This window comes from Marinifilum sp. RC60d5, assembly GCF_052400665.1.
Lineage (GTDB): Bacteria > Bacteroidota > Bacteroidia > Bacteroidales > Marinifilaceae > JBQTGK01.
The window spans coordinates 525,034-547,980 of the sequence record NZ_JBQTGK010000002.1 but is presented as its reverse complement, the minus strand read 5'-3'; the positions used below and the strand labels follow the sequence as shown (position 1 = coordinate 547,980).

25 protein-coding genes are annotated in these 22,947 nt (G+C 32.7%); 12 read left to right on the top strand and 13 right to left on the bottom strand.

The annotated features are described in order from the left end of the window. Nucleotides 1-3 precede the first annotated feature (3 nt). The 4 genes from ACT3CE_RS06325 to ACT3CE_RS06310 all read left to right on the top strand — a co-directional run bounded on the left by ACT3CE_RS06325 (nt 4) and on the right by ACT3CE_RS06310 (nt 3,460). Nucleotides 4-705, top strand: coding sequence for a 16S rRNA (uracil(1498)-N(3))-methyltransferase (locus ACT3CE_RS06325; protein WP_444708917.1), 702 nt, complete (start codon nt 4-6; stop codon nt 703-705). Nucleotide 706: 1 nt separating this feature from the next. After that, nucleotides 707-1,363, top strand: a complete 657-nt coding sequence (locus ACT3CE_RS06320) for a DUF4159 domain-containing protein (protein WP_444708916.1) — start codon at nt 707-709, stop codon at nt 1,361-1,363. A gap of 128 nt (nt 1,364-1,491) precedes the next feature. Then, entirely contained in the window at nt 1,492-2,694 is a 1,203-nt protein-coding gene (locus tag ACT3CE_RS06315; protein ID WP_444708915.1) for a 6-phosphofructokinase, read from the top strand. A 124-nt stretch (nt 2,695-2,818) separates the two neighbouring features. Further along, entirely contained in the window at nt 2,819-3,460 is a 642-nt protein-coding gene (locus ACT3CE_RS06310) for a hypothetical protein (RefSeq protein ID WP_444708914.1), read from the top strand. A gap of 10 nt (nt 3,461-3,470) precedes the next feature. Here ACT3CE_RS06310 and ACT3CE_RS06305 read toward each other — a convergent pair whose 3' ends face one another. From ACT3CE_RS06305 to ACT3CE_RS06290, 4 genes are all read right to left on the bottom strand, one after another. Further along, on the bottom strand, nt 3,471-3,659 hold the full coding sequence (locus ACT3CE_RS06305) for an Arc family DNA-binding protein (RefSeq protein ID WP_444708913.1): 189 nt from the start codon (nt 3,657-3,659) through the stop codon (nt 3,471-3,473). 10 nt (nt 3,660-3,669) lie between these two features. After that, nucleotides 3,670-4,524 carry an SPFH domain-containing protein gene (locus ACT3CE_RS06300; protein WP_444708912.1) on the bottom strand — a complete coding sequence of 285 codons (855 nt, stop codon included), beginning with the start codon at nt 4,522-4,524 and terminating at the stop codon, nt 3,670-3,672. 102 nt (nt 4,525-4,626) lie between these two features. Then, nucleotides 4,627-4,800, bottom strand: a complete 174-nt coding sequence (locus ACT3CE_RS06295) for a hypothetical protein (protein WP_444708911.1) — start codon at nt 4,798-4,800, stop codon at nt 4,627-4,629. A gap of 179 nt (nt 4,801-4,979) precedes the next feature. Next, on the bottom strand, nt 4,980-5,570 hold the full coding sequence (locus ACT3CE_RS06290) for an RNA polymerase sigma factor (protein WP_444708910.1): 591 nt from the start codon (nt 5,568-5,570) through the stop codon (nt 4,980-4,982). Between the two features lie 201 nt (nt 5,571-5,771). Between ACT3CE_RS06290 and uvrA the strand changes: the two genes are divergently transcribed. Next, entirely contained in the window at nt 5,772-8,555 is a 2,784-nt protein-coding gene (uvrA, locus tag ACT3CE_RS06285) for an excinuclease ABC subunit UvrA (RefSeq protein WP_444708909.1), read from the top strand. A 32-nt stretch (nt 8,556-8,587) separates the two neighbouring features. Here the strand turns inward: uvrA and ACT3CE_RS06280 are convergent, their stop codons facing one another. Together ACT3CE_RS06280 and ACT3CE_RS06275 are read right to left on the bottom strand one after the other, a co-directional pair. Next, nucleotides 8,588-9,022 (bottom strand): hypothetical protein, encoded by a 435-nt coding sequence (locus tag ACT3CE_RS06280; protein ID WP_444708908.1) that lies wholly within the window; start codon nt 9,020-9,022, stop codon nt 8,588-8,590. Between the two features lie 27 nt (nt 9,023-9,049). Beyond that, a complete protein-coding gene (locus ACT3CE_RS06275; RefSeq protein WP_444708907.1) occupies nt 9,050-9,901 on the bottom strand; it encodes a hypothetical protein in 852 nt (283 codons plus the stop codon). 209 nt (nt 9,902-10,110) lie between these two features. Between ACT3CE_RS06275 and ACT3CE_RS06270 the strand changes: the two genes are divergently transcribed. Further along, complete coding sequence (locus tag ACT3CE_RS06270; protein WP_444708906.1) at nt 10,111-10,632, top strand: hypothetical protein; 522 nt, start codon at nt 10,111-10,113, stop codon at nt 10,630-10,632. A gap of 39 nt (nt 10,633-10,671) precedes the next feature. On the opposite strand, the gene ACT3CE_RS06265 is transcribed toward ACT3CE_RS06270, so the two are convergent. The 4 genes from ACT3CE_RS06265 to ACT3CE_RS06250 form a co-directional block, all read right to left on the bottom strand. Next, entirely contained in the window at nt 10,672-11,676 is a 1,005-nt protein-coding gene (locus ACT3CE_RS06265; RefSeq protein ID WP_444708905.1) for a dihydroorotate dehydrogenase-like protein, read from the bottom strand. Nucleotides 11,677-11,768: 92 nt separating this feature from the next. Further along, a complete protein-coding gene (locus tag ACT3CE_RS06260; RefSeq protein WP_444708904.1) occupies nt 11,769-12,446 on the bottom strand; it encodes a YggS family pyridoxal phosphate-dependent enzyme in 678 nt (225 codons plus the stop codon). A gap of 74 nt (nt 12,447-12,520) precedes the next feature. Continuing rightward, nucleotides 12,521-13,219, bottom strand: a complete 699-nt coding sequence (locus ACT3CE_RS06255) for a response regulator transcription factor (protein WP_444708903.1) — start codon at nt 13,217-13,219, stop codon at nt 12,521-12,523. A gap of 6 nt (nt 13,220-13,225) precedes the next feature. Beyond that, the gene (locus ACT3CE_RS06250; RefSeq protein ID WP_444708902.1) at nt 13,226-14,494 is read right to left on the bottom strand and encodes a sensor histidine kinase; all 1,269 of its coding nucleotides are present in this window, start codon (nt 14,492-14,494) and stop codon (nt 13,226-13,228) included. Between the two features lie 182 nt (nt 14,495-14,676). Between ACT3CE_RS06250 and ACT3CE_RS06245 the strand changes: the two genes are divergently transcribed. Next, nucleotides 14,677-15,039 (top strand): hypothetical protein, encoded by a 363-nt coding sequence (locus ACT3CE_RS06245; protein WP_444708901.1) that lies wholly within the window; start codon nt 14,677-14,679, stop codon nt 15,037-15,039. A 113-nt stretch (nt 15,040-15,152) separates the two neighbouring features. Next, on the top strand, nt 15,153-15,728 hold the full coding sequence (locus ACT3CE_RS06240; RefSeq protein ID WP_444708900.1) for a tetratricopeptide repeat protein: 576 nt from the start codon (nt 15,153-15,155) through the stop codon (nt 15,726-15,728). Between the two features lie 7 nt (nt 15,729-15,735). Here ACT3CE_RS06240 and ACT3CE_RS06235 read toward each other — a convergent pair whose 3' ends face one another. Continuing rightward, on the bottom strand, nt 15,736-17,721 hold the full coding sequence (locus ACT3CE_RS06235; RefSeq protein ID WP_444708899.1) for a monovalent cation:proton antiporter family protein: 1,986 nt from the start codon (nt 17,719-17,721) through the stop codon (nt 15,736-15,738). A gap of 331 nt (nt 17,722-18,052) precedes the next feature. Between ACT3CE_RS06235 and ACT3CE_RS06230 the strand changes: the two genes are divergently transcribed. Together ACT3CE_RS06230 and ACT3CE_RS06225 are read left to right on the top strand one after the other, a co-directional pair. Further along, a complete protein-coding gene (locus ACT3CE_RS06230) occupies nt 18,053-19,021 on the top strand; it encodes a hypothetical protein (protein ID WP_444708898.1) in 969 nt (322 codons plus the stop codon). A gap of 129 nt (nt 19,022-19,150) precedes the next feature. Next, entirely contained in the window at nt 19,151-19,414 is a 264-nt protein-coding gene (locus tag ACT3CE_RS06225) for a 4a-hydroxytetrahydrobiopterin dehydratase (RefSeq protein ID WP_444708897.1), read from the top strand. Between the two features lies 1 nt (nt 19,415). Here the strand turns inward: ACT3CE_RS06225 and ACT3CE_RS06220 are convergent, their stop codons facing one another. Continuing rightward, nucleotides 19,416-20,255, bottom strand: coding sequence for a prephenate dehydratase (locus tag ACT3CE_RS06220; protein WP_444708896.1), 840 nt, complete (start codon nt 20,253-20,255; stop codon nt 19,416-19,418). Nucleotides 20,256-20,724: 469 nt separating this feature from the next. On the opposite strand from ACT3CE_RS06220, the gene ACT3CE_RS06215 reads away from it, so the two are divergent. Both ACT3CE_RS06215 and ACT3CE_RS06210 read left to right on the top strand, forming a co-directional pair. After that, a complete protein-coding gene (locus ACT3CE_RS06215) occupies nt 20,725-21,207 on the top strand; it encodes a TlpA disulfide reductase family protein (protein ID WP_444708895.1) in 483 nt (160 codons plus the stop codon). A gap of 19 nt (nt 21,208-21,226) precedes the next feature. Continuing rightward, entirely contained in the window at nt 21,227-21,823 is a 597-nt protein-coding gene (locus ACT3CE_RS06210; protein WP_444708894.1) for a thioredoxin family protein, read from the top strand. An 89-nt stretch (nt 21,824-21,912) separates the two neighbouring features. Here the strand turns inward: ACT3CE_RS06210 and ACT3CE_RS06205 are convergent, their stop codons facing one another. Next, a complete protein-coding gene (locus tag ACT3CE_RS06205) occupies nt 21,913-22,860 on the bottom strand; it encodes an NAD(P)-dependent alcohol dehydrogenase (protein WP_444708893.1) in 948 nt (315 codons plus the stop codon). Nucleotides 22,861-22,947 lie beyond the last annotated feature (87 nt).

The following is a 22,947-nucleotide window of genomic DNA, read 5'->3' as shown; positions in this document are numbered from 1 at the left end:
TAAATGAATTTATTTTATACTCCCGATATTCAAAATCAATACTACCAGCTTAACGAAGTTGAATCGAAACATTGTATTCGTGTTTTACGCCTGCAAGTTGACGATACTATTCACTTAATAGATGGAAAAGGTAATCTTTACAAAGCCAAGATTATAGATGCACACCCCAAAAGGTGCACAGTAGAATGCATAGAAACGCATACCGAATTTGGAAAGCTAGATTACGATTTACACATTGCAATTGCTCCAACCAAAAATATAGATAGAACAGAATGGTTCCTCGAAAAATGTACTGAAATAGGAATTAGTGAATTTACGCCTTTATTGTGTACCCATTCGGAACGAAAAGTAGTTAAACATGAGCGCTTATTTAAAGTTGTTACTTCGGCAGTAAAACAATCGCTAAAAGCATACCATCCTGTATTAAATAAACTTACAAAGTTTTCTGATTTGGTAAGTTCAAAATTCGATGGAGATAAATATATTGCTCACTGCTATCCTGGAGAAAAAACGCATCTAAAACAACTTTGTCAGGCCAAATCAAAATGCCTAATCTTAATTGGCCCCGAAGGTGATTTTAGCCAGAAAGAAGTAGAGCTGGCAAAAGCAAATGGATTTAAGGAAATTTCTCTTGGCGATAGTCGCTTAAGAACGGAAACGGCAGGTGTTGTAGCTTGCAATATTGTTAATCTTTCAAACTACTAAAATGCAAAAATGCATACTTATATTCCTTCTCTTGTTTTATTCTGTGGCTAGCTATACTCAATCCTCTACCGTTAGAATAGGCCTGCTAAAATACAATGGAGGTGGAGATTGGTATGCAAATCCAGGTTCACTGCCTAACCTTATCAAATTTTGTAACGATAATAAGATTGCAACGATACAAACTGAAGCTTCCACAGTAGAAGTTGGAAGCCCTGAATTATTCTCATTCCCGTTGGTTCATCTTACAGGTCATGGAAATATCGTTTTAAACAATCAGGAAGTAATAAACCTTCGAAAATATTTAACAGGAGGAGGTTTTCTGCATGTTGATGACAATTATGGCTTAAACGCATATTTTAGAAGAGAAATTAAAAAGGTATTTCCCAATCAGGAATTAGTAGAACTACCCTACTCACATCCAATTTATCATCAGGTATATAATTTCCCCAATGGATTACCCAAAATACACGAACATGACGGTAAGGCTCCACAAGGATTTGGTATTTTTCATAAAGGAAGATTGGTATGTTTCTATACCTACGAAACTGACTTAGGAGACGGTTGGGAAGATACAGCCGTTCATAACGACAGTGAACTAAAACACAGAAAAGCACTGGAAATGGGAGCTAATATTCTTTCTTATAGCTTTAGTAATTAGAATTGTTCTTAATTGGGTATCAACAGGATACAATTACCATAATATTTCCAAATCTATTTGAATTTTTCTTATCAAAATGATAACTTATAGTGATTTTACATTCTTACTAATCACTAAAGTTTATTGCCATGAAAACATCAAATTCAAGTAGAGGAATAATCGGCATACTAACTGGTGGTGGCGATGTTCCAGGATTAAACCCTGCAATTCGCGCTGTCACCATTAGAGCCATTAGAGAAGGATACCAGGTAATCGGTATCCGTAAAGGATGGAGAGGTCTTATTGATATTGTAAGAGATAAAAAAGCTGACAATTCTGAAAATTATGAGATCCTTACAGAAGAAATTGTTAATAAAGTTGGAAGAACCGGAGGAACATTCCTTCATACTTCAAGAGTAAACCCATCAAAAACCTCACGGGAAAGAGTTCCAACTCACCTAAAAGAAAAGTACGATCAAGATATTAACGACTTAACCGAGGAGGTACTTGCCAATCTGGATTTTCTAAATATTGATTTTCTAATTCCCATTGGCGGTGATGACACCCTAAGTTACGGAGTTCGTCTGTATCAGGAGGGTTTTAAAGTTATTGCCATTCCTAAAACAATGGATAATGATGTTCCGGGAACCGACTATTGTATAGGTTTTAGTACATGTATCACCAGAACAATATCCTTAACGCACAGTTTAAGAACATCGGCAGGATCGCATGAAAGATTATTGGTTTTAGAGGTTTTTGGCCGATACGCAGGTTTTACAGCCATACTGCCAACCCTAGCCGGAGCAGCAAACCGCTGCTTAATTCCAGAGTACGATTTTGACGTTGAGCGCTTAACTGAATTAATGATTCAGGATCGCTTCTCTAATCCTAGCCGATATTCGGTAGTACTTATTTCAGAAGGTGCTGCTTTTTCAGGCGAGCAAATGATCTTTCAGGATACTGTGATGGATGATTATGGTCATAAAAAACTCGGAGGAATAGGCGAAAGAGTTTCTGAACAAATGAAAATAATATCACCAAAATTCAATAACTCCAAGCCCATTAATGTAATCAATCAAAAATTAGGATATATGGTTCGTTGCGGCGATCCCGATGCCATCGATTCAATTGTACCAATGGCATTTGGAAACCTTGCCTTAGATTTAATTATTAAAGGCATACATGGACGATTAATTACCCTTCGAAATGGTAGATACGATAATGCACCTATCGATATAGTTACCAGCACAAAAAAACTTGTTGATGTAGATCGCTACTACAATGTAGACAGATTACGACCTAAATATAATAGTTTTGAACTTCAACCATTGTTTTTAATGACTGGTCTGTAATATCAAAAAAAATTCTGTACATTTGGGAAGCCTTTCGATATCGAAAGGCTTCTACTTTTTAATAAGCATTCCATACCATTTTTTATTTCTCTCTTTTAATTTTTAACTATTAAATCGAACCTTTATGTTGGAATTTAATTTTTTAGGCATTCCCCTTTTGGAATGGATAGGATATGCAGCCTCTGTTTTGGTATTGGTATCCTTAACAATGACATCTATTGTTAAACTAAGATGGTACAATTTAGCTGGTGCTGTCTTATTTTCTGCTTACGGATTTTTGATTGGTGCTTTACCTGTTGGTATCATGAATTTTTTAATTGTTTGTGCCAATTTGTATAACCTGCGTAAGATGTATTCCAGAATAGAAGATTTTAAAATTATCGAAATAAAAAAAGATGATGAACTGCTAAAACATTTGTTAGAATTTCATGCTAAAGATATCACAACCTTTTTCCCAGATTTTCAACAGAAAAAAAATCAACTGAGCCTATTTATTTTAAGAGATATGTCTATTGCAGGAATTTTTATTGGTACCCAGGAAAATAATGAATTCAGAATTGATTTGGATTATGCCTTACCTCAGTATCGCGATTTTAAAGTTGGTAATTATCTCTACAAAAAACTTAATAAGATATTAGGAACATATCAAGTTGATTCTGTTTACTGCGTATCTAAAGACTTTAAGTATATGGAAAAAATGGGATTCGAAGCTGGAAAAAAGCAAAACGAAGATATCATGATAAAATCATTAAAAAAGCCCTTGTAAAGGGCTTTTTTTATTCTTTTGAAGATATAATTTTCTCTCCATTATCTTTCTTTGCTAACCTACCAGCTTCTTTCAGAGCTTTGTTCAGAATCCACTCGATCTGTCCATTGGTGCTTCGAAATTCATCAACAGCCCATTTTTCCAACTTTTTATGCATCTCAGGATTAAGACGCAGAACAAATGATTTCTTTTTAGTCATATTAATTTTATTATTGATACAAACTACCAGTATTTAATACCGGAGTAGCATCTTTATCCGAACAAAGAACAACCATTAAATTACTTACCATAGTAGCTTTCTTCTCTTCGTCGAGGTCAACAATATTTTTTTCGGCAAGTTGATCAAGTGCCATATCGACCATACTTACAGCTCCTTCAACAATCTTAAATCGAGCTGCAACTACTGCAGTAGCCTGTTGGCGTCGCAGCATTGCTCCTGCAATTTCCGAAGCATAAGCCAAATAATTAATTCTAGCTTCCATAACTTCTATTCCTGCAATGGCCAACCTATCAGTTAATTCACTCTCCAATAATTCACTAACCTCATTCCCTCCCGAACGAAGCGTTATTTCGGCCTGTTCATCTTCAAAGTTATCGTAAGGATAAGAACCCGCCATATTCCGAATAGCAGCTTCGGACTGAATAGAAACAAAATGCTCATAATCATTTACATCGAAAGCCGCTTTGTATGTATCTTTTACTCTCCAAACCAAAACAACACCAATCATAATAGGATTACCAATTTTATCATTCACTTTAATTGGATCACTATCAATATTTCTAGCTCGTAAAGATATCTTCTTTTTAACAAATAAAGGATTCACCCAGAAAAAACCATTGTATAATAAGGTTCCTTTATAGGCGCCAAATAAAACCAAGACAGCCGATTCGTTCGGATTAACAACTGTAAAACCAGGTAAACAAAGCACAAAGAGAACTAGCAGTACTGCAAAAACAGGGTTTTTCATTAAAACCAAGCCAAATATTCCACCTAGCAAAAATAAAAGGACTACAAATACCATTAGAAATCCGGAAAGTCCTGAAAAAGATTTTTCTTGTCTCATATTATTTTATTTTAATATCATTTTGATATCAATATACAATATTTTTCTGAATCAATCTGATTATGCACAAAAAAATCGAAACAAATATGTTCCGATTAATTATTAATTCATTAACACTTCCCTAATATCAGGGATTTTAAGATTAACATTACACGACGATTGACTAAATAATTTTAAACTTTTAATAGACTCATCAGATGGTTTTAATTTAAAACTATCCAAATAACTATTCAGTTCACTAGAATCAAAAACAGTAAGGTCATTGACTTTTTCCATGAGACATATCATTTCATCAATTGAGTGTAAACCATCATTTTGTAGTAGAGTATAAATTTCATTCATAGGCACTTTTATCTTTGTTATTTTAACTTAAAACGCCTACAATTCTGTTTTAGTATTTTAAAACAAGAAAAGCCGAAAAAAATTTTCCGGCTTAGTAAAAATAAAACATTCAACTATTGAATAGTTAAACTCATATTTCGATCCTCAATTGATTTTCGCATGTTTATTAAAGCATATCTCATGCGGCCAAGTGCAGTATTAATACTAACATTTGTCTGATCGGCAATTTCTTTAAAACTTAAATCTTTATAATGCCTAAGAATAACTACTTCGCGCTGATCGGGAGGTAATTCTTCAACTAAACTTCTAATATCATCATGTATCTGCCCACGAATAAGATCGTCTTCGCAATTCTGATCACAAAATTTACTAGAATTGAAAATATCCAATTCATAATCATCTTTAGAAAAAGTATTGTTTTGCTTCTCTTTTCTAAAGTGATCAATAATTAAATTGTGTGCAATGCGCAATACCCAGGCGAGGAATTTTCCGTTATCCTTATATTTACCCAAACGCAACGATCGGATTACCTTAATAAAGGTATCCTGAAATAAATCTTCGGTAAGCTGGTGATTTTTAACAATCAGATAGATGTAGGTATATACTCTGTCTTTGTGTCTTAAAATTAAAACATCAATACTATCTTGATTACCATTCACATACTGCTTAACGAGATCATAATCGGAAGGATTATTTTTTCTCAAATTCACAACTATTTATTATTTATAAAACAGTGTAAAATCTAGTCGATAAGCAATATTTTATTTATTGTGGTTTATAAATCTGAATAACTATATGCAAGAAACTAATTTTTCCTGAGATTTGAAAATCTTTAGAAGTTAAATAACTTTGAGGATTCAATTTTATAAGATTAATCCAACAACTGATACGGAGAAAATTTTAAGATGACTAAAAAAATAAAGGAAGATTACATTCATATAAAAGGTGCTCGGGTTCACAACCTTAAAAACATTGATTTAAAAATTCCACGTAATAAATTCATTGTTATTACCGGTCTATCGGGATCAGGAAAGTCATCTTTGGCATTCAACACTTTATATGCCGAAGGACAAAGACGTTATGTAGAAAGTTTGTCGGCTTATGCCAGACAATTTTTGGGTAGAATTGATAAACCTGAAGTAGATTTTATAAAGGGAATTCCTCCTGCTATTGCAATTGAACAGAAAGTAAATACACGCAACCCAAGATCAACCGTTGGAACGTCAACCGAAATTTATGATTATTTAAAGCTTCTTTTTGCACGTATCGGAAAAACCTATTCGCCAATTTCAAATGCATTAGTTAAAAGACACACCATTACCGATGTTGTTAAATTCATTCTAAAGCAGAAAAAAGATCTGCCCATAATGATTTTGGCAAAAATGATTAATGGCAATCGAAGTAAAATTGAACAACTGGAAGTTTTATCGCAACAAGGATTTTCAAGAATTGAAATCGAAGGTAAAATTCAAAAAATATTTGATATACTGGAATCTCCAGAGCTTATAGATACAGATGCTTCGATTAATATCGTTATTGATCGTATTCGAGTATCAGATAATGAAGATACACGCAATAGAATTGCCGATTCCTTACAAACTGCATTTTATGAAGGAAAAGGAGAATGTATCATTTCTTTTAGAGATGTAAGCTATCAATTTTCCAACAAATTTGAAGCCGATGGTATTGTTTTCGAAGAACCAACAATGCATACTTTCAGTTTTAATAACCCGATAGGCGCATGCCCAAAATGTGAAGGTTTTGGTAAAATTATAGGGATTGATGAAGATCTGGTAATTCCCAATAAAACAATGAGTATTTACGACGATGCTATTGTTTGCTGGAAAGGTGAAAAAATGCAGGAATGGAAAAATAAATTAATCTATGCTGCCGATAAATTCGACTTTCCAATTCATCGTCCCTATTTCGAACTTAGCGAAGAACAAAAGCTACTTCTATGGACTGGAAACAAACATTTTAAAGGCTTAAATGATTTTTTCAAATATCTTGAAGCAAAGCAATATAAGATTCAGTACAGAGTTATGCTTTCCAGATACAGAGGAAAAACAACCTGTCCAGATTGCCGAGGAACCCGCTTAAAAAAAGAAGCTGGCTATGTTAAAATTCAGAATAAAAACATTCAGGATTTGGTACTTATGCCCATCAGTGAATTAAACAATTTCTTTTTGAAAATCGAATTAAGCGAAACAGAGGCTCAAATCGCAAAACGCTTACTGGTAGATATCAAAAACAGATTGCAATTCTTATCGGATGTTGGCTTGGGTTACTTAACCTTAAATCGACTATCCAGCAGTTTATCTGGTGGCGAATCGCAACGTATTAACCTGGCAACTTCGTTGGGTAGTAGCCTGGTTGGTTCTCTTTACATTCTCGATGAACCAAGCATAGGCTTACACTCCAGAGATACCGATCTTTTAATTAAAGTATTAAAACAACTTCGCGATTTAGGAAATACAGTAATTGTAGTTGAACACGATGAAGATATTATTCTTGCAGCCGATCATGTTATTGATATTGGTCCGTATGCCGGCAGATTAGGTGGAGAAGTTGTTTTTGAAGGATCTTTAGATCAACTTAAAAAATCAAACAAAAGCTTAACATCTCAATATATTTCGGGACAAAAAATTATTCCAATTCCTGAAAAAAGAAAAAAATGGAATAATTATATAGAAATAATCGGTGCGCGAGAAAATAACCTTAAAGGCTTAAATATAAAGTTTCCGCTAAATATAATGAGCGTAATTACCGGAGTAAGTGGTTCGGGAAAATCATCATTGGTAAAAACGATTTTATATCCGGCACTAAAAAAACATTACGGCGGTTATTCTGATAAAAGTGGACATTTCGATGCCATAAAGGGAGATCTTAATTTGATTAAAAATATCGAATTTGTCGATCAAAATCCTATTGGAAAATCATCGCGATCGAACCCTGTTACTTATCTTAAAGCTTACGACGAAATACGGAAACTATTTGCCGATCAAAAAGCGGCTCAGTACAGTGGATTTAAACCATCCCACTTCTCTTTTAATATTGATGGCGGCAGATGCGACGAATGCCAGGGAGAAGGAATTATTAAAGTAGAAATGCAATTTATGGCCGATATCTACCTACAGTGTGAAAGCTGCAAAGGCAGACGGTTTAAAGATGAAATACTAGATGTACGCTTCAAAGAAAAAAACATTCATGATATTTTACAAATGACTGTTAATGAAGCTACCGAATTCTTTAGCTCCTCGAAAGGAAATACCGAAAAGAAAATTGTTCAGCGCCTTCAACCTCTTGTTGATGTTGGTTTGGGATATGTAAAACTAGGTCAATCGTCGAGTACTTTAAGTGGTGGTGAAAGTCAGCGTGTAAAACTTGCCTCCTTTTTAGCTAAAGAAAAAGCAGAACCTTGTTTATTTATTTTCGATGAACCAACAACAGGCTTACATTTTCATGATATCAATAAACTAATGGATGCTTTTAACGCTTTAATTTCCAGAGGCCATACACTTATTATTATTGAACACAATATGGAAATTATTAAAAGTGCTGATTGGTTAATTGATTTAGGACCCGAGGGTGGAAATAAGGGAGGTGAAGTTATTTTTGAAGGAACTCCCGAGGAAGCAATCTTATGCAAAGAATCTTTTACTGGTAAATACCTTAAAGAAAAATTATAACATTTAAAAAGGGTTTCTTCGGAAATCCTTTTTTACATTTCTAAACCAAAAAGCATCGCCACACATCCGCTTATGCTTCTGTCGAACTCTTCCCCATTTTCTTGTACAAATTTAATCGATATTATAAGTGTTGCAGATTCGTCCAATTCGAAATCGTAAGTATCGGAATAAGCGTCGGACTTATTATCGTAAATAATTTGCTGATCTATACTCATAATTTTAAAATGAACAGCTGGTAAATGCTCTTCAGGACAAAGCACAATCCTATATTTTTGATTCCCAAAAAACACCTTGTGCAGCTCTACTTCTTCACCTAAATTAAGAACAACTGCATTATAATTTCCATCGTGAATAAAATTCTCTAATCGAGGCTTACAATTCGTTCTTGCGAAATGTCTGCATTGCGAATACCCCAAGTTTAAACCGAATACCAAAAAAATTACTACAAGTAAAAGATAATATCTCATATAAAATGCATGTATTTTTAATACCAATTAGTTAATCATATATTCTCGTACCTCTTCTATTTTAATTACCAAACTCTGAAAACCTTCTTTATCGTATTTATCGTAAAAATCCAAATCTTTATTAGAAGATTTTATTGATTTTTTAAAAAACATTTCAAGTTCGAGAAAATCCTTATATATTGGAGCAATAGCCAAATCATCTTTATTTTCGCCTAACACATTTTTAATACTCTGTAAAGACAATCTTTGGTCCAATATCTTTTGTACAACAATTTGCTGTCTCACCTCATCAATATCTACACTTTGAGTTGCCAGATATAAACTTTCAATCCATCCACCAATTAGCATTAAGGAAGCTAAAGTATATCTTTCCTGTTCACGAAGCTGCTCGCTTGATTCCATGTAAATCTCGGAGATAATATCGACAATTAATTTTTTATTCATCAAATTGTTTTCCAGCATTGTTATTTTTCCCTGCTCAACAGTTTGCAATACACCTAACGATTCTGCAAGATTTCTTGCCACATTAATGTATTCAATCGAAATTTGATATTGCTCATTAAGAGCTGCATAACTTAAATCGGCACAATACACCCCAAGTGCAGTTGATCTGGAAATACTGGTAGAATATCCAGACAAATTATCAGTACTATTCATCAAATCACCACGAAAATGAACTCCCGATTTAGTAATTATAAGGGATATTTCAATAGGACTGGGAAGAATATGAAAAACTCTTTTAATTTTTTCTGAATTCTCTTTCTTCAATTGTAAATCAGTTGTTTCCAACAAATTTTTATCATCTTTTTTTTTCGATGACGACCAATTACAAGAGCTTAAGAAGAACAAAATACAAACAATAGACAATACCTTTCTCATAAAAACTTTAATCTTTAAAAATTAAGGATAGTAGTTAAATTACAATTTTTTTCTCTAATAAATATTCTTTTTCCTCAAAGATTATAAGTCATAAGTGTAGTATCTTAAAAATAACTGGTTCAATAAATCTTAAATTCTCTATTTTATTAAGTGTGCATGCGTGTTGGTATATTTTATTAATTTTGTGCTTCGTATTAAACAAATGAGCCATGAGTGAACAACAAAAAAAAGAACAGCATAAAAAACTTATATCCGATCTTCAATCTAATGACATTAAAATTGTAGCTAAAAGCATAAGTCAGTTAAGAGAAGAGGGAAAACTAGAAGATCTCGAGATTGTTTTTGATTTATTATTAAATCAGCCAAATGAAGAAATTAAAGATATTCTGCTAAAATTTTTAGGAGATATTAAAGACAAAAAAGCAGCTTTAACTTTTGTTAATGCCATTAAAAATGAGAAGTACCTTCCAATTAGGAAAATGCTTATTGAAGTTTGCTGGCAATCAAGCATAGACTTTTCACCTTTCGCCGATGTTTTTGTGGATATCCTAATTCAATCGGATTTTGAAATTGCTTTTGAGGCATTTACGGTGATCGAAAATTTCACAGGTAAAATAGAAGAAGACTTTAAAATCCTTCAACAAGATAAATTAAAAGATGCAATACCAACTGCAGCTGAAGAAGTAAAAGGAATGATTCATGAGTGTATTCACATCCTGGATCAATTTTAAAAAAAAAGGCTGAATCCTTCGATTCAGCCTTTTCTATTTTTACATTATAACATCTTTCGAATTGTTCGAAAAATATTTCATGAATTGTGCTCTTTCATACAAAGCTGAATCTGGAATATTTCCATAACTCAATTTTCCCCTGAAATCGTCTACTTTTTTGAATTCTTTCTTGCTCATCCAGGCAGAAATTTCTTCTAAAATTTTAGTAATTTGATCGAAACCATGCTCATACACAGTAGAACAAATTTGAACTGCATTTGCTCCTGCAAGTAATTGTTTAATAGCAGCTTCTCCACTATGAATACCTGTTGAAGCAGCAATATCAATTCCTTTAATTTTATCAGATAACATTCCAACCCAGCGAAGAGATCTACGAATATCACTAGCCGAACTTAACACTTCAGCACTTGTAATTTTCATATCTTCTATATTAATATCAGGCTCGTAAAATCTATTGAATAAAACTAAAGAATCGGCTCCTTCAGCATTCAATCGATTTGCTACCGATAATAAATTAGTAAAATAAATTCCTAATTTCATCGATACAGGTATGCTTACTTCCTTTTTAACGGCAGTAAAAATATCGAAATAGAGCTGCTCATAATCAGTCGAGCTTGTATTTCTGTCGTTGGGCACAATAAATACATTTAATTCTATTGCATCAGCACCAGCTTTTTCAATTTCTTTCGCAAAATGGGTCCAATCCGAAGAGGAAACACAATTAATACTAGCAATAACAGGAATAGAAACCGCCTCTTTTGCTTCCTTTATTAAAGTAAGATAATTTGATACCGAATTGCCTTTCACATAGTTTTTAATATAATCTTCCGCTTCAGGATAATCTACATTAACAGAATCTTTACCGATAAGGTGATGTGCTTCGTTAGTAATTTGCTCTTCGAACAATGATTTAAGAACAACAGCTCCGGCTCCTTTTTCTTCAATTATTTTAATTTTTCTTACCGAATTAGTAAGACCTGAACTACTAACAATTACGGGATTTTTTAATTTTAATCCCATATAAGTGGTTTCAAGATTTATCATAGTATTTTAAATTTTATAGTATTTCAAACGTTGACAAGCAAATATAATGATTTAAATATAGAATCACTATTGTCTATAATTAGTTTCAATTATTACTTCTTAAATAATTCACGAGCACCAAAAATAGTACTCCCTACTCTAATCATAGTACTTCCTGTTTCAATAGCAATTTTATAATCACCCGACATTCCCATGGATATTTCCTTAAAACAAGTACTTAGTGGAAAATTCTTAAGTTTTAGCTCCTCGAAAATAGATTTTAGATTGGTAAATTCCTTTTTTACCTGGGTTTTGTCAGGAGTAAAAGTGGCCATTCCCATTACACCAGTAATTTGAATGTTCTCCAGTAATTTAAAATCATCAGAATTTACTATTTCCTGAGCTTCTTCGAGAGTTAAACCAAATTTAGTTTGCTCTGCGGCGATATGAAATTGCAACAAGCAATCAATAGTTCTATTATTTTTTTTAGCCTGCTTATTAATTTCTTTTAACAATTTAATACTATCAACAGCATGAATTAAACTTACAAAAGGAGCAATATATTTAACTTTATTTGTCTGTAAATGACCAATAAAATGCCATTGAATATCTTTGGGTAAGTCTGTATATTTTTGCACTAATTCCTGAGGCTTATTCTCCCCAAAAATTCTATATCCACCCTCATAAGCTTCCATTATATCTTTATTGGGCTTGGTTTTTGAAACAGCAACCAATTTTACATGTTGAGGAATAGATTCCTGTATTTCGTTTATTCTCTGAGATATACTCATGCCAATATTGTATTTTTATATTGAAAAACTCAAAATTACAATTTTTCGGCTTTATACGATACCAAAATAAACAATTAATTGTCGTCTGAAAGAATAAAACCTACACCATGAACATTCTCAATTTTAACTTGCGGATCTGGTTTTAAATGTTTTCGTAATTTAGTGATAAAAACATCAAGGCTTCGTCCCATAAAGTAATCATTCTCGCCCCAAACTTTAACCAAAATATCCTCTCTTCGAAGAACATTATTTTTACTTTGCAAAAGTAAATACAAAACCTCTCCTTCTTTTTGTGTTATTCGAGATTCTTTCCCTTGAATAGTTAAAGTTAGATTAATATGATTGTACTCAAAATTACCCAGCTTAAATTGCATTTCGACCGCAGACTTTTCCAAATTCGAACGTCTTAATACTGCTTTAATTCTTCGCACCAATTCTTCCTCATCAAAAGGTTTGGTGATGTAATCATCTCCTCCCAAATCAAATCCTTTTAACTTATCCTCTTTTAGCGATTTTGCCGTTAAAAAAATAATAGGGATATCCTGATTTATTTTTCTAATCTTCTGACCTAACGAAAAACCATCCATTTTTGGTAGCATTACATCTAAAAGACATAAGTTAAAACCTGATTTAGTAAATTCTTCAAATCCTTCTTCCCCATCTCGGGCAAGGGTAATTAAAAATCCTTCCATTTCGAGGAAGTCTTTTAATATTTTGCCAAGGTTTATATCGTCCTCGACCAAAAGAATATTTTTTTCTAAACTTGTACTCATTATAAATTATGCTTGAGGTAGAATAACAGTAAATATACTTCCAATATTTCGTTTACTCCAAACATTTATGGAGCCTTTATGAGCATCAACGATCATTCTTGAATATGATAATCCAATGCCAAAACCTTTTACATCGTGTCTATCTCCCGTTGGAGCACGATAATATCGGTCGAAAATATGTTTTTGCTCATCTTTTGCCATTCCTATTCCCTTATCGGATACGCTTAGAAGAAGATTACCATTTAAATTTTTTGTTTCAATTCTAATTTCAGGTTTTTCCTTCGAATATTTTAAAGCATTGTCCAGTAAATTAATCATTACATTTTGAATTAATTCGGGATCACCCTTTATTAAATCGTTAGTAGCATTGGTTTCTAAAGTTATTCGCCCCTTCCTCTCATCTATTCGAACCAACAAAGCTTCTAAACACTCCCCTATAACTGAATGCATATAAAATGAATTTAAATTTAGATTTAACTCACCTCGTTCTATGCACGATAATTTTAATAACTGATCTATTTGTTTTGTTAATCGCTTATTTTCTAGTGAAATCATGTTGGCATAATGAACCACCTGTTTGCTTTCTGAATAAACCTTTTCGCGACCCAGCATTTTTCCCGCCAATGCAATAGTTGCCATAGGAGTTTTAAACTCATGGGCAATATTATTTATTAAATCAGTTGTTCTACCCAATATTTTTTTATCCTTAATTAATGTAAACACAGTTATTCCAAAAAACGCAAACAATATCAATATTAATAGTATAGAACTTAAAAACATACTTCCCATGCTATCCATAAGGTTCTGTTCCCGTTTCTGAAAATATACATTTAGCACAGCTTTATCATGACTAAGAGCTTTTCTTAAACTATAGTAAAAACATTTGCTTCTAGGCTGCTCATCGGCTGTTGTTAATACTTCGATATTATAGGGCGATTGAATTTGATAATTTCTAAATTGTTCTCTAATGATCGAATCCAAACGGTTTACCTCAGACTCTAACTGAGCACTATCGTCTGCATCAAACTTTTTTTTGTGCATATAGGCGCTCATTGTTTCACAACTTTGTCGGTCTTTCATAAATTCATCAACCGACTCATGCAAAGCCATACCAACCCTGTGGTTAAATTGCTCGTCATTCAAACTTCTGGCTCTGTTAATCCATCTAATTTGAATTAAGAGTAATAAAACTAAAATTACTACCGATACAATTACAAATATTTGTGTTCGGTAAATACCTGCACAATCTTTAACTTTTTTTAAAAAAATATTCATTTGCTAAAAGCTGAACTACTATGTTTTATAGGATTATTAACAACCCAAAGGTAGCTTATTTTTTAAAATCTTTGTGTGCATTAACAATTCATTAACAGCAGACTTTAAGATCTTTTATTTTCTTTATACCACAATTCAATTAACACTAAAACAGATTAATTAACATTTTAAATTAAAATATCATGAAAAAATTATTATTTAGCCTTTTACTTGTTTTTGCAGTCAGTTCAGTAACAATTGCTAGTTCGCCAGTAATTACAGTTAATAGCAACGATGTAGAGTTAACTCAAAAACAAGATCAGAAAAAAACTGACAAAAAGAAAGAAAAAACCTGTTGCTCTAAAGAAGCTAAGGCTGATAAAAAAGCATGCTGTTCAAAAGAAGCTAAGGCAGATAAAAAAGCCTGTTGTTCTTCAAAAAAATGCAGTAAAACAGCAAAAGCAGATTCTAAATGCAGTACAGATTGTAAAAAAGATTGTACAAGCAAAGCAACTGCTAAAAAGTGCGATGCAAATTGTAAAAAAGAATGTTGTAAAAAATCATAAACCTGCTTTTTATAAATATTAAAACCTCTGGAAGTAATTCTAGAGGTTTTTTTATGCAATTTGGTACAATTTATGTGCAATTATTTGAGTTTAATAGGTAAATAATTCACAAAATGAAAAAACAAATAATATTTCTACTTGGCTTATTTCTATGTTCAGCTCTTCAAGCACAGAATATTGAACGCTATATGAATTATCATGACAAAGGAAGAATGCTAATTTTAGAAGGTAAGTATCAATCTGCAATTTCTTATTTGGATACTGCAATAAACATTATGCCTTATTACCCGACTATTTTTCTTGATCGCGGATATGCAAAAATGCAAGTCAAACAATATGACAACGCCATTAGCGATTTTACACATGTATTAAACAAAAAACCATATCTCACAGAGGCTCGGCTTCAGAGAGGAATGGCTTATTATCATGTAAACCGTTTAGATGAGTCGGAGCAGGATTTATTACTGGTCATGAAATCGAATCCCTCAAAAAGTCAGGAAGTTATTCTATATCTCAATAATATCCGACAAGAAAGAGAGCTTATTGCAGATAAAAACAGACAAACACTTTACCAACTTAAACTTACTGCAGAAAACGAAAGAATAAAAAGAGCCAGACATCGCGAAGAAGTAATATGGAATTCTGTTGTTCCTCTAGCCTTTTGGACTACTGTTTTTCTAACTTGGTAATTCTACATTATTCAGAATCAGATAAATTTCTTTTAAATGATATTGGTTTACCTGGATCGGCATTATTGGAATTACTCATTTTTAATCGAAGCTTTTCAATACTTTCTACCGATCCAACAACAGTTAAAACATCACCTAATCGCAATCGCGTAAAGCCAGTAGATATTAAGGTACTTTGATTGCGCTTGGTAGCCATTATAATAAGATCGGTAGGAATTTGCAAATCTCGAATCGCAACATCATGCAATTCTAGATTTTGCATTTCCAAATCTATTGTATCTTGATTCTCTTCCATTCCCAAAAGCAATGAAGTTGCGAGCGGTGAACGAACCAAATGATCTAACAAGCTAACCATAACCGTGGATGGCTCAACAATAAGAGCTCCCAGCTCATGAAATTTTCTAACATAACTTCTCTCCTGTACTCTTACAACAATATCTCTGGTACCCAAATGTTCATAAGCTAGTTCACAAACTTTTAAATTATCTTCATCCTCGTTCAACAATACCAAGGCATCTGCTTTCTGTGCTTTAATTTCATTCAACTCTTCCAATGAAATGTCATTAATATGAACAACTTGAACTCCTTTATATTCCCGACTTGCTTTAACTTTATCCCGGGTAACTAATTTTACATTCCACTCATGATCGATAAGTTGGCGGGCAAGAGCCAATGACTGCCCTTCTAAACCAAAAATAATTGCATTTTTAACTTTATTCTCATGCTGCAGAATTCTCTGTTTATGACTTTCACCCACATAAAGAACAGACCATTTAAACAATGGCGGTCCTACGATTTCGTTAAGAACAATTACTGCAATTAAAATAGTAGAAAATTCACTTCCCCAGCTTGGATATTTTGCTGCAATTACCGATACCAATCCAATTGCAACACCTGCCTGAGTCACAAAAGGCATCCAAAACACTCTATTGTACCGATTTGAATTCCCCCCCAAAGCCCCACCAATATAAGCCCCAATTGCAATACTTATAAGTCTGATAATAAAAAATAAAAGGGCAACATCCCATACATTAGGTAATACATTTAATTTTATAGAAGCTCCTGTTAAAGTATAAAACAAAACATATATAAAAGGTACTACCATTTCTATAATACGAGTAAACTCTCTTCTGCTATTTCCAAAATTAACCACCACAAAACTCCCTAAAATACAGATCAATAAAGGCTCTATGTAAATATCGAAGCCAAACCAGAGTAAACTCTTATTATGTACTAAGGATGCAAGAAAATAAATACTATATCCTGAAAGAATAAGAACAACTGCTTTTACATGAGTTGTTATTTTTAAGGCTAAAATTAAAATCATAAACTGCCCCAAAACAAAACCCAGCAAAACAGATAAACACAATTCTCCAACTAAAATAATTACCAACCATATATCAAACGGAACACCTGTAATTAACACATCAGCTACAGCAAAACAAATGGTAAAAAGAATAATAACCAAAACATCTTTAATTACTGTAACACCTATTGCGGTTTGAGTAAAAGGACCTTTGGCACGCAATTCGTTAATTACCGCTATGGCAGAAGCTGGCGAACGCGTAACAAATACCGTCCCCATTAATAATGCTATTGCCATTTGATATTCAAAGGACATATTTGCCATAAATTGAATGCGTTCAGAAATCAGAAGAACAACAGCGATACTTATTCCGAATGTAAAAACCAATTGTCCAATGGTCATCCATCGAATACTTTTCATTCGCCCCTGTAATTCTTTAAGATATAATTCCGCACCTGCTGCAAATGCAATAAACGACAAAGAAATCTCATTTACGAAAGACAATTTGGGTATGGCCTCCCTGGGCACTAAATCTAAAACAAACGGACCTGATACAATCCCAATAAAAAGTAAGCCAGTTATTACCGGCAACTTTACTTTTGGAAAATACTTAGCTATTCTGCTGGCAGCAACAGAAACAATTATAAAACCAGCAAGTATCATTACCATTTCTAAAGATTCATTCATGCAATATCTTTTATGGAATATAAAAAACACATTTAGTACATCATATCTAACAATGAATATATTTTAAGATACAGAATAATCTTAATTCATGCAATTTTCAGGTCTATACTAAAACCATGTATTGTGTTCAAAGACAAACACCCAGTGTACGATTATCTACAATAAATTAATACCCCTAAGTATCTTAAAAATACATAAATCACTAAGTACCTGAACTTAACAATACATGGCATAAATCATGGTTATAAAACATTGAAACTAATATCATTCTTCTTTTTTGTGATTGACATCACACATGCAAATAGCTTTAAAACGATTAATAATAGCAAGTATGAAAACTTTACGCTATTTTCTAAAACTACAACTTGCACTACTTTTATTTAGTCTAGGTATTCAATGGGGAGCCTGTCAAATTTATTCTCCTAATGAAATTAGAACTATTTTTAAAGAAACATCGCAAGTATCTTCTAAAGATAATGGCTTACTTTGGGGACATAGTTTAGAGGTTCCAATTCTATTAGTTGATGAAAAAAACAAAACAATTTATGCCAATAGAAATTCTTCAGCTTTAAATCTGACAAAAGAAAATGGTTTTTTTAAAGGTTTGCTCCCTGAAACAATATCAATAAAAAAAGGACCTGTAAAAATCGATAAGCAAAATTGGGCCTTAATTCCTCTTCCCCTTCCTAAAAATAAAATTGAGAGACAGTGTATTATTTTACATGAAGCATTTCATTGTTTGCAGCCTAAGCTAGATTTAAATCCTGTTCCATACAAAAATCAACACATGAAAGAGATGGAAGCAAGAGTTTGGTTAAAACTTGAATGGAAAGCACTTGACTTAGCACTTAATTCGGCAGGTAAAAATAGAAAACAGGCAATTACTGACGCCATTTGTTTTAGAAAGTACAGAAGAGCGATATTCTCTAATTGTAAGAGATGTGAAAATCGATTTGAAATTCATGAAGGAATGGCCGAATATACGGCAAATAAAATCTGCCGACATAAAGAATCATTCAAAAAATATCTGCATTCAAAGCTTGAGTGTTTATGGAAATCACCATCCTTTGTAAATTGCTTTGCATACTATTCCGGGCCTGTATATGCCTATCTTTTAGATGAAAGCGGAGTTAACTGGCGCAACCATTTAAGTGCAAAAGATGACATAGCCTCAATCGTACAATCAGCCTACAATATTACTATTCCCTTCGACTTGTTTATGGAAGCAGAAGAAAGATCGGTACTATACAGCGGAGCACAAATTTTAGGTGAAGAGTTAGATCGAAAAATAGAATTATAATATTTCATCAACCAAACCTCTATGGTAACCGTATATTTTTTAAAAGGGCAATATTTACTGCTGCCCTTTTTTAGTATTTACATTCCTGTTTTCTTTCCTTAACTTTAGGGTACATCAAAAAATTAAGGTATGAATATTTTATTAGAACAAGGTTGGAGTGAAATAGATAGTAAACTAATGAAAAACTATATTTTTCAAGGATTTTCTCAATCCATACATTTTATTAATTCTGTTGCTTCGGAAGCCGAAAAAGCAAATCACCACCCTGATATTAAACTCTATAAGTACAAAAATGTTAGAATTACTTTAACCACTTACTCCAAAAGAAGAATAACTAACAAAGATATTCTACTAGCCAAACAAATTGATCGAATATACGAATCTCAAGCATGATTTATCTTATTACGATCCCCTGATTATAAGTTCCTAATATAGTCATCTCCTTTGCTGTTTCTGATATTTTATTCATGACTGTTTTAAACTGACTGGGAAATTCAAATTCCAAATCGACATGAAAGAAATACTCCCAGTTAATTCCAGGGATTGGCAAAGACTGAATTTTGGATAGATTTATATTTGCCTTCGAAAAGCAATCGAGAATATAAGATAAGCTACCAGGCTCGTGACTGGTACTAAAATAGAGCGATGCCTTGGTAAAACCACCATTGGGAACAACGTCTTTTTTGCGTTTTAAAATAAAAAATCGAGTCTGATTATTTTTAATACTTTCAATCTGCTCTGCTAAAATTTCCAAGTCATACAAATCGGCTGGTAAATCGCCGGCAATTGCACCAATACCTTTCCACTCGTTTTCACGAATATTTCGTGCACTAATTGCGGTATCTTCGGTTTCCACCAATCTAATATTCGGATAATCTCTAAAAAATGCTCTACACTGATTTATTGCCATAGGATGTGAATGAACCTCTTTTAAATCCTCAATCTTTTGTCCTGGCAATGCCATTAAATTTTGTTTGATTCGCAAATAAATTTCCCCTTCTATTACCAGACCCGAATCTTGTAGCAATCCATAATTTTGCAATATGCTACCGGCAATTGAATTTTCAATGGCCATAATTCCTCCGTCGCAAACTGCCTCATCGTTTATCAGATCAATTAATTTGGCGAAATTCTCTGCGGGAATTATTTCAACATCTTCTCCATAATATGCATTTGCCGCAATATGATGAAAACAGCCTTCTACTCCTTGAATAACAATTCTTCTTTTGTCCATGGTTATTTTGGTTATTGTTAGATTTTGATCAAAAAAAAAGTCCTGTTTAAAACAGGACTCATTTATGTGTTTTTATAATTTACACTGTAAGAATCCTGTCTCTCTCGTTACCAAAAAAGAAAAAGCTAAAAAAGAAACTATGGAAAAATACAGTCTGCATAATATTAAAAAAAAAGAGCCTTAAAAAAGGCTCAGTAAATATTTTATCACATACAAAACCTTTTCTAACACCTACTGCTAAAAAAGAAAAATCGTTTCGTATAAGTATAATTTGTCATTTTTTAATTCTTTATAGACCAAAGGTAAAAAAATATTTTAATAATCAAGCTTCTTGTCAAATTTGCTACCTCAGTAAATTACTACATATAAATCAAAAAACTCATTTAACAAATCAATAACAGTATAAGCATCTCTATTTCGATCAATTGTAGTATATTTAATACTAATTAGTCTTTTAATATAAAACACAATGATTACAAAACGATTCGTTCTCCTAACGCTTGCCATTTTAACTTTTAGTTCCTTGTATTCTCAAGATATAAAAACACTTAATTTCGATGAACTTGAACCAAAATTTAATATCAGCAACGACACAACTTATGTGATTAACTTCTGGGCCATGTGGTGTAAACCTTGCGTAGAAGAACTTCCTGAATTTGAACATATCAGAAAAGGATACGAGAATAGAAAAGTTAAAGTATTACTGATTAGTCTGGATTTTGGATCGAATGTAGAAAAACGATTGGTAAAATTCCTTGAAAAAAAAGGAATTAATGCCGAAGTTCTCATTCTAGACGATCCTGACGCAAACAGCTGGATTGGTAAGGTAAATAAAAAATGGGATGGTGCACTGCCTGCAACAGTAGTCTATAAAAAAGACAAGGAAAAATTCTTTGCCGGCAAAATTACCTATTCCCAGCTTGCCAATACCATCGATCAAATAAGTAATTAATCAATTTAAAATTAAAAAAATGAAAAAGCTATTATCATTAGCAGTCTTATTGCTATCCGTTATTACCATTCAGGCACAGACTTATAAGGTAGGTGATACAGCCTCCGATTTCAATTTAAAAAACATTGACGGAAAAAAAGTTTCAATGGCCGACTACAAAGAGGCTAAAGGTTTTATTGTAATTTTCACCTGTAACCATTGTCCGTATTCTGTTGCTTATGAAGATAGAATTATTGAAATTGATAAAAAATACAAAACCAAAGGATACCCTGTTATTGCTATTAATCCTAACGATCCTGAATTATATCCAAGTGATTCGTTTGAAAATATGATTAAGAGATCGAAAGAAAAAGGCTTTACATTTCCTTATGTAATTGACGAAACACAAGAAGTTTATAGAAAATATGGAGCTACCAAAACCCCTCATGTTTTTATTCTTAGTAAGAATAAGGAAAAATATACCGTAGAATATATTGGAGCTATTGATAACAACTACAAAGATGAATCGCAGGTTACTGTTCGTTATGTTAATGATGCTATTGATGCTTTATTACAAAATAAAAAACCTGCAATTACATCTACTAAAGCAATTGGCTGCGGAATTAAAAGCAAATAAATAATCATAAATTTAATAGAATAAGCCCTGTAAATAAAATTATTTCCAGGGTTTACTATTCTAATTATTTCTTATTTAAAGATTTTTCTTTATTCAGCTATTTTTAATGATAATTTTCCCACTACTCTGCCCGATTCGCTGTATTGATGTGCCTCTGCAACATTAGCAATATCATAAGATTTATCAATATGAGTTTTTATTAAACCTGCATCTACAAAATCGGCAAGTAATTCTAAATCTTTCTTGTTCTCCTGAACAAATATCTTCTTCATTTTTCGAGAATTTATAATATTATAAATCGATCCCAAAATCAGGATATTAAAAGAAGGTAAAGTTGTAATATAAACACCTCCTCGGTGCAGAATATGCTTAATCTTTCCAAACTCCAAATTCCCTATTACATCAAAGAGAATATCAAACTCCTTATGCTCATCTGTAATACTTTCACTCTGATAATTAATCAACCGATCGGCACCTAATTCTTTTGCGTATTCAAAATTCCGAGGACTACAGACTCCAACCACATTACTGCCAAAAGCTTTTGCTATTTGTACTGCAAAAGATCCAACGCCACCCGAACATCCATTTATGAGAACATTCTTTCCTTTCTTAATTTTTCCCATATCACGTAAAGCCTGAAGAGCTGTTAAACCAGCCAATGGAAGTGTTGCTGCTTGTTCAAAACTCATTTTCTGTGGTTTTAATGCCAAATGATCGGCTGTTGTAGCTACATATTCAGCATAAGCACCATTCTTTAGAATATCTACTTTCCCAAAAACCTCGTCACCAACTCTGAAAAACTGAACATTTTTTCCTACCTCAAGAATTCTACCTGCAATATCACCTCCCAAAACACAGGGTAACTTTTTACGCATAAATAGCTTAAGCATTCCTTTCCTCATCTTCCAATCTATTGGATTTATCGACGAAGCATATACCTCAACAAGTACCTGATTATTGTTTATTATGGGTCTGTCCAGATTAATTAACTCCAACACATCCGGAGCACCATATTTTCGCATAACAACAGCTTTCATAACGGATGATTTTCAAATTAATACATATTATTCCTTAATTCTCTAATCAAGTTACAACAAGTTGATATTAAATTCAAGCAATTGCCC